The 14,234-nt window shown below is 66.2% G+C and carries 19 protein-coding genes; 3 read left to right on the top strand and 16 right to left on the bottom strand.

What is annotated here, in order from left to right:
• The 7 genes from AC1DUN_RS13785 to AC1DUN_RS13755 all read right to left on the bottom strand — a co-directional run bounded on the left by AC1DUN_RS13785 (nucleotide 1) and on the right by AC1DUN_RS13755 (nucleotide 4,904).
• On the bottom strand, nucleotides 1-192 hold the full coding sequence (locus AC1DUN_RS13785; protein WP_413328127.1) for a hypothetical protein: 192 nt from the start codon (nucleotides 190-192) through the stop codon (nucleotides 1-3).
• Nucleotides 193-275: 83 nt separating this feature from the next.
• Nucleotides 276-482, bottom strand: a complete 207-nt coding sequence (locus tag AC1DUN_RS13780) for a DUF3606 domain-containing protein (RefSeq protein WP_477714434.1) — start codon at nucleotides 480-482, stop codon at nucleotides 276-278.
• 161 nt (nucleotides 483-643) lie between these two features.
• Nucleotides 644-1,864 carry a pyridoxal phosphate-dependent aminotransferase gene (locus AC1DUN_RS13775; protein ID WP_477714433.1) on the bottom strand — a complete coding sequence of 407 codons (1,221 nt, stop codon included), beginning with the start codon at nucleotides 1,862-1,864 and terminating at the stop codon, nucleotides 644-646.
• The gene (locus AC1DUN_RS13770) at nucleotides 1,861-2,523 is read right to left on the bottom strand and encodes an RraA family protein (protein ID WP_477714432.1); all 663 of its coding nucleotides are present in this window, start codon (nucleotides 2,521-2,523) and stop codon (nucleotides 1,861-1,863) included. Before AC1DUN_RS13770 ends, AC1DUN_RS13775 begins: the two co-directional genes overlap by 4 nt.
• Before the next feature lie 4 nt (nucleotides 2,524-2,527).
• Entirely contained in the window at nucleotides 2,528-3,199 is a 672-nt protein-coding gene (locus AC1DUN_RS13765) for an RraA family protein (protein WP_477714431.1), read from the bottom strand.
• 2 nt (nucleotides 3,200-3,201) lie between these two features.
• Nucleotides 3,202-4,179 (bottom strand): Bug family tripartite tricarboxylate transporter substrate binding protein, encoded by a 978-nt coding sequence (locus AC1DUN_RS13760; RefSeq protein WP_477714430.1) that lies wholly within the window; start codon nucleotides 4,177-4,179, stop codon nucleotides 3,202-3,204.
• 26 nt (nucleotides 4,180-4,205) lie between these two features.
• Complete coding sequence (locus tag AC1DUN_RS13755; protein ID WP_477714429.1) at nucleotides 4,206-4,904, bottom strand: RraA family protein; 699 nt, start codon at nucleotides 4,902-4,904, stop codon at nucleotides 4,206-4,208.
• Between the two features lie 68 nt (nucleotides 4,905-4,972).
• Between AC1DUN_RS13755 and AC1DUN_RS13750 the strand changes: the two genes are divergently transcribed.
• Nucleotides 4,973-5,872, top strand: coding sequence for a LysR family transcriptional regulator (locus tag AC1DUN_RS13750; protein WP_477714428.1), 900 nt, complete (start codon nucleotides 4,973-4,975; stop codon nucleotides 5,870-5,872).
• Here the strand turns inward: AC1DUN_RS13750 and AC1DUN_RS13745 are convergent.
• The 6 genes from AC1DUN_RS13745 to hemN all read right to left on the bottom strand — a co-directional run bounded on the left by AC1DUN_RS13745 (nucleotide 5,869) and on the right by hemN (nucleotide 9,694).
• Complete coding sequence (locus AC1DUN_RS13745; protein WP_477714427.1) at nucleotides 5,869-6,273, bottom strand: DUF1801 domain-containing protein; 405 nt, start codon at nucleotides 6,271-6,273, stop codon at nucleotides 5,869-5,871. The two genes, AC1DUN_RS13750 and AC1DUN_RS13745, sit on opposite strands and share 4 nt — an antisense overlap.
• Before the next feature lie 34 nt (nucleotides 6,274-6,307).
• Nucleotides 6,308-6,739, bottom strand: coding sequence for a DUF1801 domain-containing protein (locus AC1DUN_RS13740; protein WP_477714426.1), 432 nt, complete (start codon nucleotides 6,737-6,739; stop codon nucleotides 6,308-6,310).
• 30 nt (nucleotides 6,740-6,769) lie between these two features.
• Complete coding sequence (locus tag AC1DUN_RS13735) at nucleotides 6,770-7,192, bottom strand: SRPBCC family protein (RefSeq protein WP_477714425.1); 423 nt, start codon at nucleotides 7,190-7,192, stop codon at nucleotides 6,770-6,772.
• Nucleotides 7,189-7,512, bottom strand: a complete 324-nt coding sequence (locus tag AC1DUN_RS13730) for an ArsR/SmtB family transcription factor (protein ID WP_074575104.1) — start codon at nucleotides 7,510-7,512, stop codon at nucleotides 7,189-7,191. The genes AC1DUN_RS13735 and AC1DUN_RS13730 overlap by 4 nt, the downstream gene beginning before the upstream one ends.
• Before the next feature lie 112 nt (nucleotides 7,513-7,624).
• Nucleotides 7,625-8,305 (bottom strand): sulfite exporter TauE/SafE family protein, encoded by a 681-nt coding sequence (locus tag AC1DUN_RS13725; RefSeq protein WP_477714424.1) that lies wholly within the window; start codon nucleotides 8,303-8,305, stop codon nucleotides 7,625-7,627.
• Nucleotides 8,306-8,311: 6 nt separating this feature from the next.
• Nucleotides 8,312-9,694 carry an oxygen-independent coproporphyrinogen III oxidase gene (gene hemN / locus AC1DUN_RS13720; protein WP_477714423.1) on the bottom strand — a complete coding sequence of 461 codons (1,383 nt, stop codon included), beginning with the start codon at nucleotides 9,692-9,694 and terminating at the stop codon, nucleotides 8,312-8,314.
• 216 nt (nucleotides 9,695-9,910) lie between these two features.
• Between hemN and AC1DUN_RS13715 the strand changes: the two genes are divergently transcribed.
• Nucleotides 9,911-10,999, top strand: a complete 1,089-nt coding sequence (locus AC1DUN_RS13715; RefSeq protein WP_477714422.1) for a fatty acid desaturase — start codon at nucleotides 9,911-9,913, stop codon at nucleotides 10,997-10,999.
• A 15-nt stretch (nucleotides 11,000-11,014) separates the two neighbouring features.
• Here the strand turns inward: AC1DUN_RS13715 and AC1DUN_RS13710 are convergent, their stop codons facing one another.
• The 3 genes from AC1DUN_RS13710 to AC1DUN_RS13700 form a co-directional block, all read right to left on the bottom strand.
• Complete coding sequence (locus AC1DUN_RS13710) at nucleotides 11,015-11,770, bottom strand: helix-turn-helix domain-containing protein (RefSeq protein WP_477714421.1); 756 nt, start codon at nucleotides 11,768-11,770, stop codon at nucleotides 11,015-11,017.
• Between the two features lie 14 nt (nucleotides 11,771-11,784).
• A complete protein-coding gene (locus AC1DUN_RS13705; protein WP_477714420.1) occupies nucleotides 11,785-12,189 on the bottom strand; it encodes a response regulator in 405 nt (134 codons plus the stop codon).
• A gap of 112 nt (nucleotides 12,190-12,301) precedes the next feature.
• Nucleotides 12,302-13,135, bottom strand: a complete 834-nt coding sequence (locus AC1DUN_RS13700; protein ID WP_477714419.1) for a universal stress protein — start codon at nucleotides 13,133-13,135, stop codon at nucleotides 12,302-12,304.
• Nucleotides 13,136-13,307: 172 nt separating this feature from the next.
• Here AC1DUN_RS13700 and AC1DUN_RS13695 point away from each other — a divergent pair, with 172 nt between their 5' ends.
• Entirely contained in the window at nucleotides 13,308-14,234 is a 927-nt protein-coding gene (locus AC1DUN_RS13695) for a LysR family transcriptional regulator (RefSeq protein WP_477714418.1), read from the top strand.

Below are 14,234 nucleotides of genomic sequence, written 5' to 3'. Positions count from 1 at the left end.
TCAGGCCTGATCGAAAAGCCGCCTCAGCACAGGCGCGATGAGAAGCACCGCGTAGCCCGCCAGATGCACCGCCGCAAGCGCGCAGATGCCGAGCGCCAGGCCGAACAGGAGCTCGGTGGTGCTGGAGGCTTTTTCTTGCTCTTCCCCGGGCGTGGGGGCCTCGATCACGGGGGGATGGATCAAAGTGTTCATGCCGCATCATCCGCAAACAAAATCATTCATGGGGTCGGGTGATGCCTTGTCCCAGGCTCGGTGGAAAACCTACAGGGAAACCCTCAGTCCTCCAGCATTTCCGGTGTTTCCTTGCCACGGCGAAAATAGCGCCTGACCTGCCCGGGATCGCTGCCCACGGCGTAAATGGCCGCGCGCAGTTCGTGCTCGGTGCATTGCAATTCAGCGCACCAGGCCTGCACGACCTGCGGGTCTAGCAAGGTGATACGGTCAATCACCGCGGCGCTTGGGGGAGCTCGCGAAACCATCATGGTTCTCCCTTCAGATGGGACATTTCATGGAGCCGAAAGATGCCCGGGCTGTTCCCGGGCCCGGATACATCCTGCTACATGACTTTGCTACCTTTTGGGCTATAGCGCATCCCCCAATTGGAGGAGGTGGCTGGAAACGCCAGCTTACGAATTCGGGGGATTCAGGCCGGACCGGCCAGGGCGCAGAAGTCCCGGACCGCGGCGCCTGCCTGTTGCAGGGACGCCTCACCGATCGCATAGGCGAAGCGCAGGTGATGCGCCAGGCCGAAAGCGGAACCGTGCACCACACCCACGTTCGCCTCCTCGAGCAGCGCGACCGCCACGGCTTCATCGGAATCGAGCAGAACGCCGCCCGCGCTGCGCCTGCCTATCAGGCCGGCACAAGAAACAAATGCATAGAACGCGCCGGCGGGCGTCTCACAGCGCAGCCCCGGGGCCTGGTTCAACTGCGCGACCAGCAGGTCGCGCCGCCGCTGGAACTGGGCGCGGCTTTGCGCGATGAAATCCTTGGGGCCGTTGAGTGCCGCGACAGCGGCATGTTGCGAGATCGAACAGGCACCCGAGGTCTGCTGCCCTTGCAGTTTTTCCATGGCCTCCAGCAGCCACCGGGGCCCGGTGCCAAAGCCGATTCGCCAGCCCGTCATCGCGTAGGCCTTGGACACACCGTTCATGGTGAGCGTGCGTTCCCGCAGTTCCGGCACGGCCTGGGCCAGGGTGCAAAACGCCGCGCCGTCGAAGATCAGGTGCTCGTAAATGTCGTCGGACAGGATGAGTACGTGCGGGTGCGCCAGCAGCGCGCGCCCGAGTTCCACGAGTTCCTCGCGGGTATAAACCGCACCGGTGGGATTTGACGGGGAATTCAGGATCAGCCACTTGGTCCTGGGCGTGATCGCGGCTTCGAGGGCGGCGGGCGTCAGCTTGAAGCCGGTTGCCGCGGTGCACGGCACGATGACCGACAGGCCGCCGCAGATCTGGACCATCTCCGGGTAGCTGACCCAGTATGGCGACGGAATGATCACCTCGTCGCCCTCGTTGAGCGTGGCGGCCAAGGCGTTGTACAGCACCTGCTTGCCGCCCGAGCAGACGATGGTGTCCAGCCAGGCCACATCCAGCCCGTTCTCGCGCTGGTACTTCGCGGCCACCGCCTCGCGCAAGGCCCGTAAGCCGGCCACCGGTGTGTAGCGCGTGTGCCCCGCCCCAATGGCGGCGATGCCCGCCTCGCGCACATGGGGCGGCGTGTCGAAGTCGGGCTCTCCCGCAGTCAGCGAGATCACCGGGTATCCGGTCGCTTTGCGCAGCGCGGCGCGGTCCATCATGCGATAGGTTGCGGAGGGCTGCGCGGCGGCGAGGCGGGTGTTCAGCAGGCTGTGGGCGCGCGTCATTTGCGCTCCGCGGCAATGGCCTCAAACTCCTTGTCGTGCATCACGTCGGCGACGGAGCGCCCTGCCCTGACCGCGGCGACCATACCCTCCTGGCGGCGGTTGATCTTTTCCCCCAGGGCCAGCACTTCTTCGATCTTTTCTTGCGGGATAAAGACGGTGCCGCAACGGTCCGCAATCACGTAGTCGTTTTCGTGCACGGTCACGCCGGCCATTTGTACCGGCTTGCCGGCGTCGAGCTGGACGACGCGGTTGCGCGCGCTGACCATGGTGATGCCCTTGCCGTACACCGGGTAGGCGATGGACTCGCTGCCTTCGATGTCGCGGCTGCAGCCATCAATGACGGTGCCGCGGATTTTCTTGGCTACGGCGGCGTTGGCCAGAATGTCGCCCCAGCACGAAATGCCATCTATGCCACCCGAGATTACGAGCACCCTGTCGTCCGTCGTGACCGCGTCTATCACGGGCGAGATCAGGTGGACCGTGGGTTTGGCTTCGGTCTTGGGCCCCAGCAGCACCGTGCTGGCCCGGCCCACAATCCTGGGGCAGTCCCAGAGCGGCCGCAGCCCATAGGTGGCGCCGGGCAGCCCCAGGAAATCCAGCGCGTCGGAAACGGTGTTGCTGTCCAGCGCCGCGAGGCGCTGCAAAGTCGGCTTGTCCATGGTGTCAAACGCCTTTCTGGCTCAGGGTGGCATCCACCCAGGCCGATGAGTATGTACCCGCGAGGATCGCGGCGATGGTGGCCTGCTCGTCCCGCACCTTGGCGTGGGCTTTTTCCGCGACCTCGGCCGCGAGCGCGGCGGGCACCGCGATAAGGCCATCCGAGTCGCCAACCATCACGTCCCCGGGCTGCACCAACAGGCCGCCCACGGTGACAGGCACGTTGATGCTGCCGGGACCGTCCTTGTAAGGGCCGCGCAGGCTGACGCCCCTGGCCCAGCACGGAAAGCCCTGCGCCTCGAAGGCGTCGACGTCGCGGATCGCGCCGTCCATCACAAAGGCCGCGGCGCCGCGCATGCGCGCCGTCGTCATCATGATCTCGCCCACCAGCGCGCGCGAGATGTCCCCCTCCCCGTCCACCACCAGCACATCGCCGGCCCGCAGCATGTCCAGGGCCTTGTGGATCAGCAAGTTGTCGCCGGCTCGCACCCGCACCGTGAAGGCGTTGCCGCAGCAACTGACCATGGAGCGGTTGACGGGCCGCAGCGCGGTCGTGCCGACCAGGCGCCCGCCCATGACGTCGCCGATCACCGAGCTGGGCAGGCCGCGCAAGGCGTCCAGCGCGGCGGCGTCTTCTTTCACCCGGGGGTGGATCTCGATTCCGTTGAATGCCGTCATGCTCAATCGACCTTCGCGCCCGAGCGCTTGACCACGGACTCCCACAGGGGCAGCTCCGAGGCGATGAATTTGGCGAAGGTTTCGGGCGTTCCCTTGACGTCGGCCGATCCCATTTTGTCCAGGCTCATACGCGCTTCCTTGGAGTCGAGCACGGTGTTGAGCGCGCCGTTCAGCCGCTTCACCAGCGCCGCCGGCGTGCCGGCCGGCGCGAACAGGCCGTACCAGTTCTCGGTCACAAAGCCGGGCATGCCCTGCTCCTTCATGGTCGGCACATTCGGCAAGCCGGCTGAGCGGGCCGCGCCCGTGGTGGCGAGGGCACGTATGCGGCCCGACGCGAGCTGCGGCACGATCACGCTCATGGCCTCGAAAGACATTTCCACCTGCCCCGCAACCACATCCTGGATCGCCGGCCCCGAGCCTTTGTAGGGAATGTGGGCCAGGGATATCTTTTGCTCCAGCTTGAGCAGCTCGCCCATCAAATGCTGCGGGCTGCCGCTGCCGGCCGATGCGTAGCTGAGCTTGCCCGGGTTCTTTTTGGCGAGATCCACCAATTGGGCCAGGCTGGTGGCCGGCACGCCCGCGCTGACATACAGCACCAGGGGCACGGAGGCGACCTGGCCAATCGGTGCAAGCCCCTTCACCGGGTCCACGCGCAGCTTGTAGAGGTTCCGGTTGATCACGATGCCGGTGTTGCTGCCCAGCAAAAGCGTGCAGCCGTCCGGCGCGGCGGTGGCCACAAACTCAATGCCGATATTGCTGCTGGCGCCCGCCTTGTTCTCGACGATCACGGGGGTCCCGAGCTCTTTCCCCAGGCCGGGCTGAATCAGCCGCGCCAGCAGGTCGGTGGTGCCGCCCGGCGGATAGGGCGACACGAGCTTCACCGCGGGGCAAGGGTAAGCGGCTTGCGCACAGGCCGCGCCCGATGTGATGGCGAGGGCCGTGCAAGCGGCAAGGGTGGAAAGAAGGCGTACGGGGTTCATGGTGTTTGTCTCCGGAAATCAGGGGTTCAGGCCGTCAGCGGCGAATCGGCCGCGCGCTGCAGCGTGTGGTACTTGAACTGCTTGCGGGCCTCGGCCAGCGGCATGCCGGCCAGGGCTGCGGCGAGGATCTGCTCCTCAATCACCCGGGTTTCCAGCGCCTTGGCCAGCACGTCCTGCAGGCGGGCTCGCGGCACCACCACAATGCCGTCTGCATCCCCGACGACCAGGTCGCCCGGACAGACCCGCACGTCGCCCAGCGTCACCGGCTGCTCATAGGCCTCGACCTGCACGCGGTCCTTGCCGGTGCGCATGAAACGACCATGGGCATACAGCGGGTAGCCCACCTCATCGGCCTCCGCCGTGTCGCGGCAGACGCCGTGGATGACTGTGCCGGCCAGGCCCCTGTGCGCGGCGAGCCGGCTCAGGATGCCGCCCCACACCGTGCAGTCCAGGCGGCCGCCGTTGTCGAGGACCGCGACGGTGCCGGGCTTGAGCGTGTCGATGAAGTCGCCCACGGTTCCGGGCGAAGACCGGTCAATGGGCGCAAAGCGCACGGTGAAGGCGAAGCCGAACAGCTTGGCCGGGCCTGCCACAGGGCGTATGCCCAAAGCGCTGCCGGGCAGCTTCAGCGCGTCCAGCGCATCGGAAATTTCGGCGGTGGACAGGGCTTTGGCCTGCTGGAACCAGGTGGCCTGGTAGATGTCCTGGGGGATGTCATTGCTCATGAGGAGCGATGATGAGCTAGTGAATATCTGAATGCAATTGCCGATTTTTGAACTAATATTCAAAAATAATGAACTTAAAGCAAGTCAGATACTTTTGCGAAACCGTGGACGCCGGGAATGCCCGTGCCGCGGCCGAAAAACTATTCGTCGCGCCGACGGCCATCAGCATGCAGATCAGCCAGCTGGAGGCCTTGCTGGGTGGCGCCCTGTTTGACAGGGCAACCCGGCCCATGGGCCTGACGCCGCTGGGCCAGTTTGTCTACTCCAAGGGCACGGAGCTGCTGTCGGCCAGCGGCCGGCTGGAAGTCGAGGCCAAAGGCATGGCTGCGGGCAGGCTGGGCTGGTTAGGCATAGGTTTTACGCGCTCCACGATTTTTTCCATCCTGCCCGAGGCCGTGCGCGCCATGCAGTCGGCCTTGCCTGACGTGCGCATCGACCTGCAGGAAATCCTTACCGAGGAACAACCGGCCGCCTTGCGCAGCGGCGCCATCCACCTGGCCATCGCGCGCACCCTGGGCGCGTTCACGCGCGAGCCCGACCTGCACTACACCGAACTCTTCGACGACCCGCTGGTCGCCGCCCTTCCCGCGCAGCATCCGCTGGCGGCGCAAGCCAGCCTGCGGGCCGCGGAGCTGAACGCCCTGCCCTATGTGAGTTACCCCAAGGTGGCCAACGCGCACTTTTCCCGGCAGGTGCTGAACATCCTCGAGCAGGCCGGCGCCAAGGTCCAGGTCGGCCATGAGGCGAAAGAAATCAACACGGCGCTGGGACTGGTGGCCGCGGGCCTGGGCGCGACGGTGGTGGGCCGCAGTGTCGCCACGAACAACCGCGGCGACATCCGCTTTGTGCCGATTGCGGACCTGTCCGTCGGCAGCAAGGTTCTCGCGGTCCGCAAAGCCGGTCCCGCAAATGCGCTGGTAGAAGCCTTTCTGGACAAGCTGCGCGAGCAGGTGCCAGGCCGCGACTAAGCCTTGCTGTTCAGCGCCGCGGCGGCGCGCACCAGTGCCTTCAAGGCCTTTTCATCGAGGCTGTCACCCTCGTGGATATCGATGGCGCGCCGGGTGTTGCCTTCGAGGCTGGAATTGAACAGGCCTGACGGGTCCTCGAGCTTCGCGCCCTTGGCGAAGGTCATTTTCACGGTGCTCTTGTAGGTCTCGCCGGTGCAGATGATGCCGCCGTGCGACCAGACCGGAACGCCTCGCCACTTGATCTCCTCCACCACCTCGGGAAGCGCTTGCTGGATGATCTTGCGGATGCGGGCCAGGGTCTCGCCGCGCCAGTCATCGAGCTCGCGGATCTTCAGGTCTATCTGCGCGGAGGCGGAACCGCTTTCACTGGCTTTCGCGTCGCCGCTGCTTGCTTTTTTCATGGTGAATGCTGCTTTCTCTTGAGGTTTTAGCCGCTCACATTTTTTCGCCGGGCAATTCGCTGGCCTGCTGTATCCACGCCGCCAGCTGGGCCTCGTCGAACCGGCCGTCCTCCAGGATGTGGACATAACGCGTGTCCCGGCTTTTGGATTCGACCGGCGGCACGGGGCGTAGCGACAAGCCGCGAAAGAAGCTTACTTTGACGTAGTGCGTGAAGCAATGAAAGCTCAGGAACCAGCCCTGGCCCGCCACACCGTAAAACGGCGAGTTCCATTTGACGGCCTTGTGCACGCCGGGCACGGTGCGCATGACCAGCGCATCCAGGCGCCGCCCCACATCGCTTTTCCAGCCCGGCATGGCCGCGATATAGGCCTGCACCGGCGCGTCGCCCTCGCCTTTGGCGATCTGCGGGTTGCCGCCCGCGAGCAGCGCCGGCTCCGCGCGGGCCTTGCTGTCCGTTGTTTTCATCTCCGGGCCTTCTTGCGAAGAATGCCGGCCTCAGTTCGCCCGCGCCAGCACCTGCTCCAGCTGGCCGAAGAACTGCTGCCAGCCGTGTTTCGCGCCCTGGTAAGCCTGTTCCTGGTCGGTGCGGAAACCGGCCTGCTCCATGCGCAAACGGGTACCCGTGCCTGTGGGCGTGAGCGTCCAGGTCACGACGCTCTCCAGGCCGTAGGCGGCCCAGGTATAGGACAGGGTTTTCTCGGCTTCGACGGTTTTCACCTCGCAGTCGACGGAACCCCAGTCGGCGCTGAGCTTGAAGCCGCGGCCCACAAGGGGCTGGAAGTCGTTCTTCATGAGCCATTCGGCGATCAGGTGCGGCTGCGTGAGCGCGCGCCAGATCTTTGCGGGCGGGTGGGGAATCTCGCGCTCGACAACAACCGAGCGGGTTTCGGTAATGGCTTGAGCTTGGGCTTGGGTCATTGGTCCATCCTTTTTAACAGTGATTCAAGGTCATCAAAGCGTTCATTCCAGAACGCGCCATAGGTGCTCACCCAGTCGCGCAGCGGCGCGAGCGCCAGCGGCTGGGCGCTGTAATGCGTCTCGCGGCCCTGCTGCCTGTCGTTCACCAGCTTTGCCTGTTTGAGCACGCGCAGGTGTTTGGACACCGCGGGCTGCGACACACCGGCGCGGTCGGTCAGGGCGCGCACGGTCTGCTCTCCGTCGCGTGCCAGGCGCTCAAAGATCGCCCGGCGTGTCGGGTCGGCCAGGGCTTTGAAAACTTCGTTCGCGAGGGCTTGCATGGCTGAAATCATAACCCGATGGTTATTGATTCGTCAAGCGCTGCCCTGACCGCTTTTGTGCGGGCGGTGGGCAAGGGGCCGAGGACAGGTGGGAGAAAAGGTGGCCGGCGCTTTAGGCCAGGCCGCACCACTGGGCGATGCGATGTGTCATGTCGCCCCACAAACCAAATAGCGCGGCCAGCACCAGCACGCCGCCGCCCGCGCGCACGCCGAGCTGCCCACCCAGGCGGTTGCCGGCCACCCTTAACCTGGCGAGCATGCGCGGCGCCAGCAGCAAGGAAACGCCGCTGCCCAGCGCAAAAGCCGCCATGGCGAGCCCGCCCTGCAGCGGCCCGCCGCCCAGCGAAGCCACCAGCAGCGCCGAATACAGCAGGCTGCAAGGCATCAAAGCCCAGAGCATGCCCACCGAAAACATCCCGCCCCGCGATGCGGCCACCGCGCCCACCCGGGACCAGGCCGATCGCCCTGCCCGGTCCGCCCAGGCCGGCTGGCTGGCATTCACCACCAGCACCAGGCCCCAGCCCAGCACGGTCAGGTGAAACAGCATCCATACCGGCTTGAACGCGGCGGTGTGTTCCGCCATCCAGGCCAGGCTTTGCACCGCTGCGGCGGCGGCCGCGCCCGCGGCGGAATAACCGAGCAGCCGGCCGGCCTGGAAAAGCAGCGGCGACTGCGGCCGCCGTTTTGGGTCCATGCGCCTCAAGCCCCCGCAGGCCGCACCGCACATCACGGCGCAATGCGGGCCTCCGGCCAGGCCCATCAGCAAGGCGGTGGTGGCAAGCGCGTAGCTCATGGGCGCCTAAATAATGCGCGAAAAACGGCTGCGGTTGAGGTCGGACTGCAGGTAGCGGTCGAACACCATGGCCACCGCCCTCAGGACGAAGCGGCCTTCGGGCGTGACGCGAAAGCCGCTGTCGGACAGCACGACCAGGCCGGCGTCTTCCAGCTCGCGCAGGCGCTCGAGTTCAGCGGCGAAATAGCGCTTGAAGTCCAGCATCCAGGCGAGCTCCACCGACTCGAACCATACCTGGCCCTGGCACATGATGGCCATGATCACCGCACGCCGCGCCAGGTCGTCCCGGCTCAGCGCCAGGCCGCGCGTGACCGGGAAACGCCCCTGGTCCAGCAGGTCGCAGTACTCCTCCAGGGTTTTGGCGTTCTGGCTGTAAGTGGCGCCTACCGCGCCTATGGCCGACACGCCCAGGCCCACCAGGTCGCGGTCGGGCTGGGTGCTGTAGCCCTGGAAGTTGCGGTGCAGCCGGCCCTCGCGGCCGGCCACGGCCAGGGCGTCGCCGGCCAGCGCGAAATGGTCCATGCCGATGTACTGGTAGCCCGCGCCCTGCAAACGCGCCATGGCCTCGGCCAGCATGGCGGCTTTGTCCTCGGCCGCCGGCAGCAGCGTCACCGGGATGTGGCGCTGCGGCTTGAAGCGCTCCGGCAGGTGCGCATAGGCGTAGAGCGCGATGCGGTCCGGCCTGAGTTCTTGAATCTGGCCAATGGTGCGCGCAAACGAGGTCTGCGTCTGCCGCGGCAGGCCGTAGATCAGGTCGACGTTGATGGACTCAAAACCGAGCGCGCGCGCCTCGGCCACCAGCGCGAACACCTGCTCCGCGGGCTGGACCCGGTGCACGGCTTTTTGCACGTCGGGGTCAAAATCCTGCACGCCAAAGCTCAGGCGGTTAAAACCCAGGGCGGCCAGGGCGGCCAGCCGGGCCTTGTCCACGGTGCGCGGGTCCACCTCTATGGACATCTCCGCGCCGGCCACGATGTCGAAATTGCGCCTGAGCATCTCCATCAAGCGGGCCAGTTCGTCGTCGGAGAAAAAGGTCGGCGTGCCGCCGCCCAGGTGCAACTGGCTGACGGCCTGGCCGCTACCCAGGCGCGCCGTGTACAGCGCCACTTCGCGTTCCAGGTAGCCCAGGTAGGCGGCCGAGCGCGCATGCTGCTTGGTGATGATCTTGTTGCAGGCGCAGTAGTAGCACAGCGACTCGCAAAACGGGATGTGCACATAGAGAGACAGCGGCGCGGCCGAGGCGTCGGCCCGCGAGCGCCTGTCGTCCAGCGCGCGGCCGTGGTCGGCGGCGCTGAAGGCCTCGACAAAGCGGTCCGCCGTGGGGAAGGAGGTGTAGCGCGGGCCCGAGATATCAAAACGCTTGAGGGCCTGGGGTAATACAGCGGACATGGGATGCTTCAGGAAGTGAGGCCTCCACTGTGCCGCCGGCGCGCCGCACTTGCATTGATGTGGATCAACGGAGTTCATGGTCTGCGCCGGCGCCGCGCGCAGGCGCTATGGAGGGGGCTTGACCTGCATCAAAGCGCGGGCAGGGAGGGCCCTCTAAGCTGCGGACTTCCCCATTGCCCGTGGCCCAATGCCCCCGGCGCCACACCTTCATCCCTCATGCCCACCACCCAAACCCTCTCAGCGCCCCCCGCAACTCCCCTTCCCCACCGAAAAATCCTGCGTTCCTGGCTGGCCCCCATCTCGGCCAAAAACACCGGCATCGCCCTGGCGCTGTCCGTGGCGGACTTTGCCCTGTTCGCCGCCTGCATGGCCGGCGCGGTGCTCGCGCGCCACCCTGTACTGCAAGTGCTCATGGGCCTGGCGGCCGGCTTCATGATCGCCAGGCTGTTTATCCTGGGCCACGACGCCTGCCATCAGAGCTTCACGCCGCACCGCAGGCTCAACCGCTGGCTGGGCCGGCTGCTGTTCCTGCCTTCGCTCACGCCCTACAGCCTCTGGGACGTGGGGCACAACGTCGTGCACCACGGCTACACCAACCTTGGCGGCTTTGACTTCGTCTGGCAGCCTTCCACCCTGGAGGCCTACCAGCGCATGCCCGCCTGGAAACAATGGCTGGAGCGCGCCTACCGCAGCGGCTGGGCGCCCTGGCTGTATTACGCGGTGGAGATCTGGTGGAAGCGGCTTTACTTCCCGTCCAAGGCCGTGATGCCCACCCGGCGCGGCATTTTTGTCGCCGACAGCCTGCTGGTTACCGCCGCCGCGGCGGCCTGGGTCGCGGGGCTGGTGGTTGCGGCGCCGGCCACCGGCCAATCCACCGCCTGGCTGCTCGCCGTCGGCTTCTTGCTGCCGCTGCTGGTGTGGAAGGCCTTGATGGGTTTTGTGGTCTATGTGCACCACACGCACACCCGCATCGCCTGGTACGACAACAAAAAGGACTGGTCGGCCGCCAATCCCTTTGTCTCGACCACCGTGCACCTGCGCTTCAACGGTTTTTTCGGCGCGGCGCTGCACCACATCATGGAGCACACCGCCCACCACGTGGACATGGGCGTGCCGTTGTACCGCCTGAAGCAGGCCCAGGCCGTGCTGGAAGAAAAGCTGCCCGGCCACATCGTGGTGCAGCCCTTTTCCTGGCGCTGGTACTTCGGCACCGCGCGCCGCTGCAAGCTCTATGACTTTGAGCGGCGGCAGTGGACGGATTTTTCCGGCAGGCCGACTTCGCAGGCCGTGGCCGGTGCCGTTTAAACCGGGAACAGCCGCTTAGTGAACGCGCGTCTCGAAGATGCGCTTGAGCGCCTCGGCATCGAGGATGCGGATGTGGCGCTTGTCGACTTCGAGAATGCCTTGCTGCTGGAAGGCCGAGAAGGTACGGCTTACGGTCTCCAGCTTCATGCCCAGGTAGCTGCCGATTTCGGCGCGCGACATGCGCAGGTGGAACTCGCTGGCCGAGTAGCCGCGCAGCTTGAGCCGCTGCGACAGGTTCAGCAAAAAGGCGGCCAGCCGCTCCTCGGCGTTCATGCTGCCCAGCAGCATCATCAGGCTGTGTTCCCTGACGATTTCGCGGCTCATGAGGCGGCTCACGGCCTGCTGCATGCTGGCGCTGGCCGCGGCCAGGCCGCTGATCTGCTCGTAGGGAATGGTGCAGACCTCGGTGTCCTCGAGCGCGGTGGAATTGCTGGCATAGGCGCCGTTGGCAATGCCGTCCAGGCCCATCAGTTCACCGGCCATCTGGAAGCCGCTGACCTGCTCGCGGCCGTCGGCCATCGTCAGGCTGGATTTGAAGGTTCCCATGCGCACCGCGTAAATGTTGCGGAAGGTTTGCCCCTCATGGTAGAGCGCCTGCCCCGCCTTGACCTTGGTGCGGGTGAAGTGGAGCTCGTCCAGCCCGCCCACGTCGGCGGGTTTCATGCCGCAGGGCAGGCACAGGTCGCGCAGGTTGCAGTTCGAGCAATGGGTCGTCAGTGGCGGAATGGCGGCAGCTGAAGCGTCACTGGCGGATGAACAGGCTAAGGACATGATGACTCCTTGGTTTAAAGGGAAGAAACGGGTTGCGCGGCAAGCCCGGCCACGGCTTTCACCTGGCCTGCGAGCGCATAGAACTCGGTGTGCTTGTCCAGAAAGCGGGCGGCGCCGGCGGCCAGGTAGCGTGCGCGGTAGGCCGGCTCGGCGTGGTTGCTCAGGACGATGAAGGGCATGCCCGGCGTGGCCCTGAGCACGGCCTGCAGCACCTGCATGCCCGTGCCCCTCTCGAACTGCACGTCGAGCACCACCACGTCAGGCCGGGCCGCCAGGATGCCGGAAACAGCCAGTTCCGGCGTATCGGCCTGCCCTGCGATTTCCATGCCCTGGTTGAGCAGCATCGCGGCCACCCGGCTGCGGCTCAGCGCGGAGTCGTCGGCCAGGAAAACCCGGATGGGGGAAGTGCTGTCTTGCATGCCCCTACTGTCGCGCAGGCGGCGCGTTCAGGACATCGGGCTTTGCTGAAAGCCCGGCTCGGATAAAGCTGGTTTGCCGGTGCCGGCCCTCCGAGCCCGGCTCGGAATTTTCCTAGTGGGCCATCAGCACCGGCAGCGTCATGCCCTTGAGCACGGTGCGGGACGCGCCGCCCAGCACCCATTCATGGGCGCGGGTATGGCCGTAACAGCCCATCACCAGCAGGTCCGCCTGCAGGTCGAAGGCGCGCGACAGCAGCAGTTCGCCCAGGTTTTCGGGCTCAATCGCTTCGCGCTGCCATTGGGCCTGCACGCCATGGGCCTGCAGGTAGGAGACGATATTCGGGCTTTCAGCGGCGGCCGCCGGCACCTCGTCGCCCCAGCTCAGCACGTGCACCGAGCCGGCCTTGCGCAGCAGGGGCAGCGCCGCCGCCACGGCGCGCGCGGCCCCCGGGCTGGGCTTCCAGGCGATCACCACCTTGCCGGGCAAGCCGGGCCTGGCCGAGGTATAGGGAAGCACCAGCGCCGGCCGTCCGCTCAGGGCGATCACGGTTTCGGGGAAATCCGCGGGCATCAGCGTGGACCAGCCCTCGCCCGGGCCGTGCTGGCCCAGCACCAGCAGGTCGGCATACAGCGCCCGCTGCGCGAAAGCCGGGGCCAGCGGAAACTCATGGACTTCCGCCCAGGTGGCCCGCAATCCCGCGGGTTTGAGTTGCTCAAACACCGAACGCGCCCGCGCCAGTTCGGTGTCCTGTATGTTTTCGCGCTTCACGGCCAGGCCGGGAATGCCGGAGGCGACCGGAAGCGCCTCCGACGCTGAAGGCGAGGCATACAGCGCCGTGATGCCTGCGCCGTGCATGGCGGCAAGCCGGCCGGCAAATTCAAGGCGTTGCGCGAATTGCGGCGACGCATCGGCATGGACCAGCAGCTGTTTGAGTTCATCGCTCATGGAACACCCCCAGGCTCAGAGTTTCAATACCCCGACTGTAGGCAGCCGCGCCCTGGGCCGTGTTGACCCTGGTCAACACGGCGCTATTTCATCGCCGGCTCTTGGGAGCGTCGGCAGGAGTTCACCTGCAGGTGAACGGGAATACGATAGCGTCATTCACTCCTGGACCCTTATGGAACTCCGCCAACTCCGTTATTTCGTGAAAGTCTGCGAACTGCGCAGCATGGGCCGGGCAGCCATCGAACTCGGCGTGGTGACATCTGCGCTGAGTCAGCAGATAAGCCGTTTGGAGAGCGAGCTCAGCACCCGATTGCTCCAGCGTGGCAGTACCGGTGTGAGTCCCACCGACGCGGGCGTGGCCTTCTTGCAGCAGGCCCAGCTCACGCTGCGCCACGCGCAAGAGGCGGTGCGCGCGGCCCAGCAGGCGCGCCTTTCGGGCCATGTGAGCGTGGGCCTGGCGCCGACCACGGCCTCGGTGCTCGGCCTGCCGCTGATGCAGGCCATGCGCGCGCGTTACCCGGATGTACGGCTGCACCTGGTGGAGTCGCTGTCGGGCCACCTGGCCAGCATGCTGCAGGCGCGCCAACTCGATCTGGCCGTGCTGTTCGAGCCCACCACGCCGCGCCGCTGGAGCATCGAGCCCCTGCTCGACGAAAAGCTGTTCGTCCTGGCCGCCGCCGGTTTGGTTCAGCGCCCTTCCGGCCTCAAAGTGCGGCTGGCCCAGCTCGCCGACGTGCCGCTGATCATGCCCAGCGCCGGCCACGGCCTGCGCGCCACCCTCACCGCCGCCTTTGCCCGTGCGCGCATCGAGCCCGACGTGGTGGCCGAGATCGACGGCCTGGCGCTGCTGATGGATGCCGTCCGCGCCGGCCTGGGTGCCACCATCCAACCGGGCGCCGCCGTTGCGCGGCAGTCAACAAAGGACGTGCTCAGCAGCCAGATCACCGACGCGCATGTGAACCGGCGCAACCTGCTGGTCAGCCTGTCGGACGACGAACTGTCGCCAGCCGCGCTGGCCACGCGGGTGGTGATGGCCGACACAGCGCGCACCTTGGTGCGCGAAGGCCGCTGGGCCGGCGCAAGCCTTCTCGAAAACTGA

Source organism: Polaromonas sp. P4_F6, from assembly GCF_056401275.1.
Note: the sequence above shows the minus strand (reverse complement) of the source record. Positions and strands in the feature narration are given on the sequence as shown.

Coding starts and splice junctions, on each gene's coding strand:
- AC1DUN_RS13760 (WP_477714430.1), bottom strand. CDS start 4,179: ATGAACCCCGTACGCCTTCTTTCCACCCTTGCCGCTTGCACGGCCCTC.
- AC1DUN_RS13725 (WP_477714424.1), bottom strand. CDS start 8,305: ATGAGCTACGCGCTTGCCACCACCGCCTTGCTGATGGGCCTGGCCGGA.
- AC1DUN_RS13705 (WP_477714420.1), bottom strand. CDS start 12,189: ATGCAAGACAGCACTTCCCCCATCCGGGTTTTCCTGGCCGACGACTCC.
- AC1DUN_RS13785 (WP_413328127.1), bottom strand. CDS start 192: ATGAACACTTTGATCCATCCCCCCGTGATCGAGGCCCCCACGCCCGGG.
- AC1DUN_RS13765 (WP_477714431.1), bottom strand. CDS start 3,199: ATGACGGCATTCAACGGAATCGAGATCCACCCCCGGGTGAAAGAAGAC.
- AC1DUN_RS13755 (WP_477714429.1), bottom strand. CDS start 4,904: ATGAGCAATGACATCCCCCAGGACATCTACCAGGCCACCTGGTTCCAG.
- AC1DUN_RS13710 (WP_477714421.1), bottom strand. CDS start 11,770: ATGTCCTTAGCCTGTTCATCCGCCAGTGACGCTTCAGCTGCCGCCATT.
- AC1DUN_RS13695 (WP_477714418.1), top strand. CDS start 13,308: ATGGAACTCCGCCAACTCCGTTATTTCGTGAAAGTCTGCGAACTGCGC.
- AC1DUN_RS13775 (WP_477714433.1), bottom strand. CDS start 1,864: ATGACGCGCGCCCACAGCCTGCTGAACACCCGCCTCGCCGCCGCGCAG.
- hemN (WP_477714423.1), bottom strand. CDS start 9,694: ATGTCCGCTGTATTACCCCAGGCCCTCAAGCGTTTTGATATCTCGGGC.
- AC1DUN_RS13780 (WP_477714434.1), bottom strand. CDS start 482: ATGATGGTTTCGCGAGCTCCCCCAAGCGCCGCGGTGATTGACCGTATC.
- AC1DUN_RS13700 (WP_477714419.1), bottom strand. CDS start 13,135: ATGAGCGATGAACTCAAACAGCTGCTGGTCCATGCCGATGCGTCGCCG.
- AC1DUN_RS13740 (WP_477714426.1), bottom strand. CDS start 6,739: ATGAAAACAACGGACAGCAAGGCCCGCGCGGAGCCGGCGCTGCTCGCG.
- AC1DUN_RS13750 (WP_477714428.1), top strand. CDS start 4,973: ATGAACTTAAAGCAAGTCAGATACTTTTGCGAAACCGTGGACGCCGGG.
- AC1DUN_RS13730 (WP_074575104.1), bottom strand. CDS start 7,512: ATGCAAGCCCTCGCGAACGAAGTTTTCAAAGCCCTGGCCGACCCGACA.
- AC1DUN_RS13735 (WP_477714425.1), bottom strand. CDS start 7,192: ATGACCCAAGCCCAAGCTCAAGCCATTACCGAAACCCGCTCGGTTGTT.
- AC1DUN_RS13745 (WP_477714427.1), bottom strand. CDS start 6,273: ATGAAAAAAGCAAGCAGCGGCGACGCGAAAGCCAGTGAAAGCGGTTCC.
- AC1DUN_RS13770 (WP_477714432.1), bottom strand. CDS start 2,523: ATGGACAAGCCGACTTTGCAGCGCCTCGCGGCGCTGGACAGCAACACC.
- AC1DUN_RS13715 (WP_477714422.1), top strand. CDS start 9,911: ATGCCCACCACCCAAACCCTCTCAGCGCCCCCCGCAACTCCCCTTCCC.